The sequence below is a fragment of the Candidatus Eisenbacteria bacterium genome, assembly GCA_013140805.1.
Taxonomy (GTDB): domain Bacteria; phylum Eisenbacteria; class RBG-16-71-46; order RBG-16-71-46; family RBG-16-71-46; genus JABFRW01.
In genome coordinates, this window is the sequence record JABFRW010000106.1 from 1 (window position 1) to 10,037 (window position 10,037).

At 68.6% G+C, this 10,037-nt stretch carries 7 protein-coding genes; 5 read left to right on the plus strand and 2 right to left on the minus strand.

What is annotated here, in order from left to right; all coding sequences use genetic code 11:
* The first annotated feature begins 74 nt into the window (after positions 1-74).
* From HOP12_08975 to HOP12_08990, 4 genes are all read left to right on the plus strand, one after another.
* Entirely contained in the window at positions 75-632 is a 558-nt protein-coding gene (locus HOP12_08975) for a hypothetical protein (protein ID NOT34286.1), read from the plus strand.
* A 63-nt stretch (positions 633-695) separates the two neighbouring features.
* Positions 696-2,867, plus strand: a complete 2,172-nt coding sequence (locus HOP12_08980; protein NOT34287.1) for a thioredoxin domain-containing protein — start codon at positions 696-698, stop codon at positions 2,865-2,867.
* Positions 2,864-4,729, plus strand: coding sequence for a thioredoxin fold domain-containing protein (locus HOP12_08985; GenBank protein NOT34288.1), 1,866 nt, complete (start codon positions 2,864-2,866; stop codon positions 4,727-4,729). Before HOP12_08980 ends, HOP12_08985 begins: the two co-directional genes overlap by 4 nt.
* A gap of 265 nt (positions 4,730-4,994) precedes the next feature.
* Entirely contained in the window at positions 4,995-6,284 is a 1,290-nt protein-coding gene (locus tag HOP12_08990) for a hypothetical protein (protein ID NOT34289.1), read from the plus strand.
* A 91-nt stretch (positions 6,285-6,375) separates the two neighbouring features.
* Here HOP12_08990 and HOP12_08995 read toward each other — a convergent pair whose 3' ends face one another.
* A complete protein-coding gene (locus tag HOP12_08995) occupies positions 6,376-6,864 on the minus strand; it encodes a hypothetical protein (GenBank protein NOT34290.1) in 489 nt (162 codons plus the stop codon).
* A gap of 212 nt (positions 6,865-7,076) precedes the next feature.
* On the opposite strand from HOP12_08995, the gene HOP12_09000 reads away from it, so the two are divergent.
* Entirely contained in the window at positions 7,077-8,963 is a 1,887-nt protein-coding gene (locus HOP12_09000; GenBank protein NOT34291.1) for a PDZ domain-containing protein, read from the plus strand.
* Between the two features lie 87 nt (positions 8,964-9,050).
* Here HOP12_09000 and HOP12_09005 read toward each other — a convergent pair.
* Positions 9,051-10,037 (minus strand): amidase (locus HOP12_09005; GenBank protein NOT34292.1); only part of this gene is annotated, 987 nt, incomplete at its 5' end.

Below are 10,037 nucleotides of genomic sequence, written 5' to 3' on the forward strand. Positions count from 1 at the left end.
GAGAACACGGTCAAGACTCACTTGAGCCGTGCGCGCGCGGCGCTTCGCGAGGCGTGGGTCACGGGGGAGACGTCGTGAACTGCGAGGGGTTCGAACGCGAACTCGATTCGCTCGGTGCGGCAGCGCTTTCGACGGCCGCGCGCGACCATGCGCTCGCATGCACCCACTGCGCGCCGCGGTTGCGTGCGACGTTCGAGCTCGAGGCGCTGCTCGACGACGGCCCTGCGGCTGGCGCACCGCACCGCTTCACCGATCAGGTCATGGCGCGCGTGGTACTCGAGCGTGACGACCGCGCCGTGGCGCTCGGTGCGGCACTCGCGACCGAGTGGAGTGACGCGCGGCCGTTGTGGGTTCGCGTGTGCGCGGAACCCGCGGTGGCGCTCTCGGTGGTGCTGACGGGCGTGCTGGTGTGGGCGTGGCCGCTCGGGTGGCGGGTGGCGAGCCGGGCGGCGGAGTCCCTCGCCGGGTGGTCGAACGCCGTGATCGTTCCCGGTACCAACGGAGTCGTGCTCGCGGCGACCGGCGGCATGGGTTCGGGGCCATTGCGAGACGCACTGCTGGTCGCGGTCGCGTGTGCGGTGCTCGGCGTCTCGGCGACGCGTTTGTCATGGGAGCGGCGCCACACCGTCTGACCCCGGCCTGACACGGACGCGCGAAGTGTTCTGATAGGCTCCGGCTGCGTGTCGACCCCACCCCTGCATGAGCCTGGCCCACGCGTCGCCAATCGTCTGGCGCGCGAAAAGAGCCCCTACCTGCTGCAGCACGCGCACAATCCCGTCGACTGGTACGCGTGGGGTGACGAGGCGTTCGAGCGCGCACGGCGCGAGGACAAGCCGATCTTCCTGAGCGTCGGCTACTCGACCTGCCACTGGTGCCACGTCATGGAGCGCGAGTCGTTCGAAGACGAAGCGGTGGCGGCGCTGATCAATCGGTACTTCGTTCCGATCAAGCTCGACCGCGAAGAGCGCCCCGACGTCGATCGCATCTACATGACCGCCATGCAGGCGACCGGCATGGGCGGCGGCTGGCCGCTCAACGTGTTCCTCACCCCGACGCTCGAGCCGTTCTTCGGCGGCACCTACTTTCCGCCGCGTTCGATGCCGGGCCGCATCGGCATGATGGAGCTGCTGCCACGCGTGCACGAAGCGTGGGGGAGCGAGCGCGCGAAGATCGAGGAGACCGGCGCGCGCATCCTGGCGGGGATCGCCGCACTCGACGAGGCGACGCCGTCGGAATCCGGCAGCGAGGCGTTGTTCGAGCAGGCGTTCGACGCGCTGAGCCGCTTCGCCGACCTCGAGCACGGCGGATTCGGCGAGCATCCCAAGTTCCCGTCGCCTTCCAATCTCAACTTCCTCATGCGTGACGCGTGGCGCCGCGCGCGCGCCGAACCCCACGCGCGAGCCGCGACGGCCGCGGCGCCTGACGCCGCACCACTCGCGATGGTGACGCGACAGCTCGACGCGATGGCGGCGGGCGGGATTCACGACGCGATCGGGGGCGGATTCCATCGTTACAGCACCGACCGCGAGTGGCTCACGCCGCACTTCGAGAAGATGCTCTACGACCAGGCACAGCTCGCCAGCGCCTATCTCGAGGCTTCGCAGCTCACCGGGACCGCGCGCTACGCCGAGGTCGCACGCGGCATCTTCGAGTACGTCGCTCGCGACCTGCTGGCGCCCGAGGGTGGGTTCCTGTCGGCGGAAGACGCCGACAGTGAAGGCGAGGAGGGGCGCTTCTACGTGTGGCGCCCGGCCGAGCTCGAGGCCGAGCTGGGACGCGAGGACGCCCGACTTTTCGCGCACCGCTACGGCGTCACCGAGCGCGGCAACTTTGAACACGGCACCTCGATCCTGCACGAGGCCCGCCCGATCGAGTCCACCGCGCAGGAGTTCGGGCTCGCGCCGGACGAGGCGCGCGCGCGGCTCGCGAGTGCCGTCTCACGTCTGCTCGCGGCGCGCTCGCGACGGGTTCGTCCACACCGAGACGACAAGGTGATCGCGTCGTGGAACGGCATGATGATCTCCGCGTTCGCGCGCGGAGCGCGAGTGCTCGACGACGCCTCGCTGGCCGCGCGGGCCGAACGGGCCGCCGAGTTCGTGTGGAACGAGCTTTGCCATGGTGGCGAGCGCGAGCTGTCGCGCCGCTGGCGCGATGGCGAGAGTGCGGGGCCCGGACAGCTCGACGATCACGCCAATCTGGCGCTTGCGTTCGTCGATCTGAACGAGGCGACCCAAGAGGTGCGATGGCTCGAGCGCGCGGTCGCGATCACCGAGCGCATGGTGGCGCGCCACTGGGACGCCGAACACGCCGGGTTCTTCGAAGCCGCGGCCGGCGACGCTTCGATCCGCGTGCGCTTGAAGGAAGGCTTCGACGGCGCCGAGATGGCCGGCAATTCGGTGGCGCTGCGCGTACTCGAGACCCTGGCGCGTCTCACCGGGCGCACCGAGTGGAGCACGATGGCGCGTCTCACGGCCGCCTACTTCCGCGGCCGGCTCGCGGACGGCGCGGCGGCGATGCCGCAGATGCTGGTGGCACTCGAGGAACTCGAATCGCCGCCCCGTCATGTGGTGATCGCGGGTGATCCGGTGCATGCCGACACGCGTGCGCTGATCGCCGAGCACGCCCGCCGCTATCTGCCGCACGACCGGCTGCTGGTGACCGGCAGTGCGGCCGCTCACGAGCGGCTCGCGGTGGTCGCGCCGTTCACCGCTTCGCTGGTCGCTCGCGAGGGCCGCGCCACCGCCTACGTGTGCGAAAACTTCGTCTGCCAGATGCCGATACAGGATCCACGAGCATTCGCGGCACAACTCGATGCTGCGACGGTCCCGACCTTCGACTCGACTCCAGCCACGGGAGCTTCCGCGTGATTCGCAAACTCGCCGCCGCACTGTTCGCGCTCGTCCTCGGCGCCGCGCCCGCGCGCGCGCAGTTCGGCGACATCCCGCCGGCCGAGACGCTGGTCCAGTCCAGTGCGGCGCCCCTCTCGGTGGCGGCCGGCGCGCGTGCGACGGTCGAGCTCCGACTCACGATCACCCCGAGCTGGCACGTGAACGCGAATCCGCCCGCCTCGCCCGAGCTGATCCAGACCGAGGTGCGACTGACCGGCGCGGGTGGGATCACCCCCGGCAAGATCACGTATCCGGCCGGCCACACGCAGAAACTCTCGTTCTCGGACGAACCGTTGCTGGTCTACGACGGCACCGTGACGGTCCGCATTCCGGTCACGGTGGCCGCCGCCGCGTCGGTCGGGGAGCACACGCTGAAGGGCGTGGTGAGTTTTCAGGCCTGCAACGACCACGTGTGCCTGCCGCCCACCGACGTCCCGTTCGAAGCGCGCATCACGGTGACGGCCGCAACGCCCGGAGCTGCCATCGTGCCGGCCGGCGACACGCTCGCCGCGATGTCGCAGGTGCCGCCGCCCGAAGAGAGAGCGATCGGCGAACGCATGACCGCGCCACCCGCGCCGGGCACGGACCCCGCGACCCCGCGCACTGCCGCCGGCGATGCTGGAGCCCTGCAGCGGCGTATCACCGACGCGGTGGCGAAGGGCGGAATCGGCTGGTTCCTGCTGCTCTTCACCGGCGGCCTGCTGCTCAACCTGACGCCGTGCGTGTTTCCGATGATCGGCGTGACGGTCTCGGTGTTCGGTGCGCGCCGCAAGGAGTCATCGCTGCGGGTGTTCTCGAACGCGCTCGCCTACGTGCTCGGCATCGCCGTCATGTACTCGGTGCTCGGCGTGGTCGCGGCGCTCACCGGCGGACTGTTCGGCGCGGCACTCCAGAACCCGATGGTGAACGTCGGGCTCGGGCTCTTGTTCATGGTGCTGGCACTCTCGATGTTCGGGCTCTACGAGATGACCCCGCCACTGTGGCTGATGCAGAAAGTCGGCGGCGCCGGCACCACTTCGGTGCTCGGACTCTTCATGTCGGGGCTCGCGGTCGGCATCATTGCGGCGCCGTGCGTGGGACCGTTCGTCGTGGCGCTGCTCGCACTGGTCGCTCAACGCGGCGACGCGTTGTTCGGATTCCAGGCGCTGTTCACGCTCGCGCTCGGCCTCGGCGTGCCGTACCTGTTCCTCGCCATGTTCTCGAACCTTGTTCAGAGCCTGCCGCGCTCCGGCAACTGGATGGTGTGGGTGAAGAAAGTCTTCGGTGTGCTGCTCACCGCGATCGGGCTCTACTACGTGCTGATCGCGCTGGCGCCGGACTGGGCGCCGTGGGTGTTGCCGGTCGCGCTGGTGGCGGGTGGAGCGTACCTGGGCTTCTTCGATCATCACGGCTCCGAGAAGCGCGGCTTTCGCCTCTTCAAGTGGATCGGAGGGCTTGCCGCTGTGGTGGCCGGCGTGTTCGCGGTGCAGACGCTGCGCGCCGAAGTGATGCAGTTCGAGCCCTACAGCGACCACGCCATGCAGGTCGCGCTCGCGAGCGGCCGGCCGGTGCTGGTGGATTTCTCGGCCGACTGGTGCGTGCCGTGTCACGAACTCGAGCACAGCACCTTCACCGACCGGCGCGTGATCGCCGAGGCGCGACGCTTCGCCGCATTCAAGGTCGATCTGACCCGTTACAACGCTCCCGAGTCGCAGGCGATGCGTGAACGCTACGGGGTCACCGGAGTGCCCGAGGTGTTGTTCTTCACGCCTGACGGCGCTGAGCTGCGCGATGCACGGGTGCTGGGCTACGTGCCTGCGGGTCCCTTCCTCGCGCGGATGAAGGCGGTGGGGGGAAGCTAGCCGCTGGTCGCTGCGTGCGGATCGAAGCAAGGCCGAAATTTCCGCTTGACGACTTTCGGGCGCGACATCGTCGCGACGCACGACCGGCTTGCCGAGATCGCTCCAGCGTTCGCCACGTGCGCCGGGCTGCGCGGAACTCGTGTGACGTTGAAATGTTTTCGCGCGGCTCGCTGCGAGGCGCCGTGCGGGCCTGTAATTGCGCCGCGATTGCGCATGATATAGAAGAGACCTGCCCCCGCGACTCTCACAGCCGCGGAGACCCGTCATGCCTTCCTATTCGCTTTCGCACCTCGCCGACCGGGTGTTGCTGCGCGATCTCGCCTCGCTCGTCGCCACTGATCGCACTACGACTGCCTCGCTGCTCGCGCACCTTGCCGAAGTCGAGGCGCGCCAGCTCTACCGGCCCGCTGCGTACTCCTCGATGCTCGCCTACTGTGTGGGTGAGCTGCGGCTGTCCGAGTTCGCTGCGTTGCGACGCATCCGAGCGGCTCGCATCGCGCGCAAGTTCCCGGTCCTGTTCCCGGCCATCGCCGATGGACGGATCCATCTCACCACCGTGCTGTTGCTCGCGACCCACCTGACTCCTGAGTCGGTGGATGAGCTCGTTGCGGCGACCACCCACAAGACCCGGGAAGAAGTCGAGCTGCTGCTGGCGGAACGCTTCCCGCAATCTGATCTGCCGACGAGCTTGCAGGCCATGGTGTTGCCGGCTCCGCCCATGGCGAGAGTCGCGAACGAACACACTGCCGAGGTGGCGCTGGAGCTACTTCAAAATGAAACACTTCTGGCGGCGCCAGTGGCTGCAGCCCCGGTTGGACGAGCGAGGGTCGCTCCGCTCTCGGCCGACCGCTATGCGCTGCAGGTCACACTCGCGAAGGAAACTTACGACCAGCTGCGCTACGCCCAGGCGCTGCTGAACCATGCGGTTCCCTCGGGCGACCTGGCACAGGTGCTCGACCGGGCGCTCAAGGCGCTGGTGCGTCAGCTCGAACAGCGCAAGTTCGCGGCCGCCACGCGCTCACGACCTCGACGCGGCAGGCCGCAGGGCCGCTACGTGCCGGCGCCGGTGCGAAGGACCGTGTGGCTGCGCGATGGCGGCCACTGCACGTTCGTGAGCGAGAACGGGCGGCGCTGCGAGGAGCGAGCGCGCCTGGAATTCGATCACATCCAGCCGGTGGCGCGCGGCGGGGCCGCGACCGCGACGAATCTGCGGCTGCGGTGCCGGGCGCACAACCAGTACGAGGCCGAGCAGGTGTACGGAGCGGCGTTCATGCGCGGCAAGCGGGAGCAGGCGCAGCGCGGGGCGGCCAGCACGAACGCGAAAACAGCGGATATTCCGAAGCTCGAGCCAGCATCGACGGCACTCACTCCCGACAACGACGTGATCCCGTGGCTGCGGCGACTGGGGTTTCGCGCGGAAGAGGCGCGTCGCGGGGCCGCGTGCTGCGACGCCATCCCCGAGGCGTCGCTCGAGGAGCGAGTTCGGCGGGCGCTGACTCATCTCGCACCGAACTGCCGGCACCAGGGCCCGCAGGTTGCGAGCCATTCGGTGTGATGGAGCCTCCCAGCCTCGATGCGGCGTGCAAACACGAACGGCCGAGGCGTGAGCCCCGGCCGGTGCGTGCAATGCGATCGAGTAGCGGTTGCTACATCTTGAAGTTCCAGCCCGCCATGAGCTTCGCCTCGGGGATGTCGCCGAGTCCGAACTTGAACTCGCCGAAGAAGCGATTGCCCGATGCGGTCGGAGCGCTCACGCCCACGATGATGTTCGCGCCGATTTCGGTGGTCGAGTCGTCGCTGTTCGGCAGATCGTTGTCGAAGCTGATGAAGTTGATGCCGAGTCCGCCGCCTGCATACGGCACCCACGTGGTGTTGGTGTCGAAGTGGTAGTGCAGATCCGCATTGAGTGCGATCACCGAAAGATGATCGCCGAACCCGATCTCGAGGTTCGGGTCGAACGACAGGCGCGGCGCCACTTCCGCGAACGTGACCTGCCCGCCGAACGTGAACTGATCGGGATCCATCGTGAATCCGACGCGCGGCCCGATGCCGGTCGCGATCATGCCGCCCTGCGCGTGTGCCGCAGCCGGAATCACGGCGAGTGCAACCGCAAGAATCCAAACACGACGAAACATATTGCTACCTCCATATGTTGGGGCCATAGGCCGTGTTGGTGTCGGGGAGTTCGCGGAGGATAGGCGGGGGTTCGGCGGCGGAGCAACCGAGAAGCACCGAACGCGACGCCACGCTGTCCAGCCCGGGTCAAGGAGCGCCGCATCGCCGTGCGTGGAAGCGAACGCGGCGGATCGCGCTATCATGCGCGCTCGCTCACTCCACGGAGGGAATCATGTCTCGCCTTCAGTCCGTCGCGAGCTGCGTGCTCGCGCTCGCGCTCGTCTCATCCGCTGCGTCGCGCCCCGCGCACGCCGAGATCACGCCTGAAGCCCGGCCGGTGATCGAGCACTACCTGCAGGCGACCGGCGGGCTCAAGGCACTCGAATACGATCGCGCGGTCGGCATGAAGGGGACACTCACCGCGTTCGGCTTGACCGGCACGGTCGAGTTGTGGCGCCAGCGCCCCGGCCGCACCGCGAGTTTCACCACCATCGGACCGCTTACGCTTCGCGACGGCCAGGACGCCACGCGCTCGTGGCGCGTCGATCAGAACGGCAAGCTGCAGGAGCGCGACGGCAAGGAACTCGAGGACTCGCGCGCCTCGGCATGGTTCGACAGCGAAGCGTGGGCGCTGCCCGACCAGGGCGGTGGCCGGGTCACGTTCGCCGGCAACGAGCGCGACTCGATCGCGCGCTATGCGGTGCTCGAGGTAACGCCGCCTGTGGGACGCGCGCGCCGCCTGTTCTTCGAAGCGACCTCGGGCCACCTGGTCCGTACCGTCAATCGCGACGACTCGCGCACCATGATCAGCCACTTCTCGAACTTCACGCGCATGGCGAATCGGCTGCGCGCGCGCACCACGCGCATCGAGGTCGCCGAGATGCCGATCAACATCGTCACGGTCACGCTCGACTCGGTGTGGGTGGCCGACGCATTCCCGGACGAACGATTCGCACCTCCCGGCGAGGACGCGAGCCCGGTGACGTTTCGCGGCGCGACCGGGCGCGTCACGGTGCCGTTCGTTTACTCCACCCGCCACGTGTGGGTGAAGGCCTCGCTCAACGGCGGACCGCTCGAGGACTTCCTGCTCGATACCGGCGCCGGCGTCACCGTGATCGACAGCGCCTACGCGGCGAGCCGCGGGCTGCGCTCCGAAGGCCACATCGGTGTCGGCGGCGCGGGTGCTTCGGGCGGCGGTGCCTTTGCGCAGCTCGATTCGTTGTTCGTGCCGGGCGAAGGCGCAACCAGCGTGCGGGTGGGTGGCCAGAAGGTCGTGATCCTGGCCGTCAATCCGCATCTCGAGCCGTTCTTCTGGCGGCGCTGCGCCGGCGTGCTGGGCTACGACTTCATCAGTCGCTTCGTGCTCGAAGTCGACTACGACGCAAGACGCCTGGTGCTCCACGATCCGAAGCATTATCAGCACACCGGTGCGGGGGAGGCGCTCACGCTGGAGCTGGCGAGCAACATCCCGGTGGTCGAGGGGGCGATCGACTCGCTGTACCGCGGCAAGTTCCGACTCGACGTGGGAAGCGGCTCGACCGTGGATCTGCACACGCCATTCGTCAACGCGCACGACCTGCGCCAGCGCGCGGGTCGCAGCGTCGAGGTGCTGGGTGGCGGATTCGGCGGCACGTTCTCCAGCACCGCCACGCGCATGAAACGCATGACGCTCGGAAGCTACGGCTGGGATGCACCCGTGGTGGTGCTGTCGTCGACCGACGTCGGGGCGCTCGCGAGCGAGGACTACGCCGGCAACATCGGCAACCGGGTGCTCGAGCGCTTCAAGGTGACGTTCGACTACGAGCGCCGTCAGGTGTGGCTCGAGCCCGGCGCGCGCTATCGCGATCGCGATCGCTTCAGCCTGACCGGGCTCCAGCTCGCTCACGGTGGCGACGGGCTCACGGTGGCGCAGGTGCTCGCCGGCTCGGTGGCGGAGGCAGCCGGTCTGCGAGTCGGCGATCGCATTCTCGATCTCGAAGGGCGGCCGGCCGCGAGCTGGTCGATCGAGGAATACGAGCGCGTGTTCGAAGTCGCGAACCCGGGCGAGAAGCGCAAGCTGGTCTACGAACGCGACGGCAAGAAGCGATCGATCCAGTTCGCGCTGAGAGAGACGCTGTAGTCGGGGGCGCGGCCGGCGACTCGAGCGGCGGCCGCACTTCCGCCGGCGCTCAAGCCGACGCGACCACCAGGTCCGCGACCTGCGCTCTCATGCTTCGGCGGGTCGCGCCAGATGATGCCGCGTGCGGCTCTGGTACAGCTCGCCCAGATCGCACAGCAATGCCTCGTCGAACGGTGCGCCGACCAGCTGGAAGCTGCACGGCAGGCCGTGCGTCGCGGCACCCATCGGCAGGGCGAGCCCCGGCAGGCCGCACGCGACCGCGAACGCTCCGACCGTGTCGCCGTAGGGCAGCGACTCGTAGAGATCGGTGACGATCGGCGGTGCGACCGACAGGAAGTTCGGCGCGACGATCACGTCCCACTGCTCGAAGAACTCGGCCATCAGGTCCTGCGCCACGCGGCGCATCCGCCACGCCTTGATCACGTCGTCGCCGTGGATCGCCGAGTTGATGTCGCGCTGGTGCGCGGCGTAGGGATCCCGCAACTGCTTCACTCCACCCGCTTCGAAGAAGTGCTCGAAGGTCGAGAGCGCTTCAACGGTGATGAGCAGCCCCGACACTTCGGCCGCCGGAAAGTCCGGCAGCTTCGCGGGCTGCGGATCGAGTCCCAGGGAGCGCAGATCTGCGAGTGCTCGCTCGAAGGTGGCACGCACGCCCGGCTCCGCACCTTTGGTCTTCGCCCAATCCGGCTCGATCAGCGCCGCCTTGATCGCGCGTGGCGAGCGGCGCCGTTGCGTCAGATCGACGCGCCGCTCGACGGTGGTCAGATCGTTCTCGTCGGGACCCGCGATCGCTCCGAGGATCGCCCGACAATCGGCGGCCGAGCGCGCCAACGGTCCGATCTTGTCGAACGAATAGGCGCCAACCATGCCACCTGCGCGACTCACGAGTCCGTAGGTGGGGCGCAGGCCGGTCACGCCACAGAACGCCGACGGGCACAGAATCGAGCCCCAGGTCTCGGTGCCGAGCGCAAAGCTCACGAGTCCGCCACCGACCGCGGCACCCGAACCCGACGACGATCCGCCGGTCCAGCGTGCGGGGTCCCACGGATTGCGGCCCGGCCCGCTCGCTGGACC

Coding starts and splice junctions, on each gene's coding strand:
- HOP12_09000 (NOT34291.1), top strand. CDS start 7,077: ATGTCTCGCCTTCAGTCCGTCGCGAGCTGCGTGCTCGCGCTCGCGCTC.
- HOP12_08995 (NOT34290.1), bottom strand. CDS start 6,864: ATGTTTCGTCGTGTTTGGATTCTTGCGGTTGCACTCGCCGTGATTCCG.
- HOP12_08990 (NOT34289.1), top strand. CDS start 4,995: ATGCCTTCCTATTCGCTTTCGCACCTCGCCGACCGGGTGTTGCTGCGC.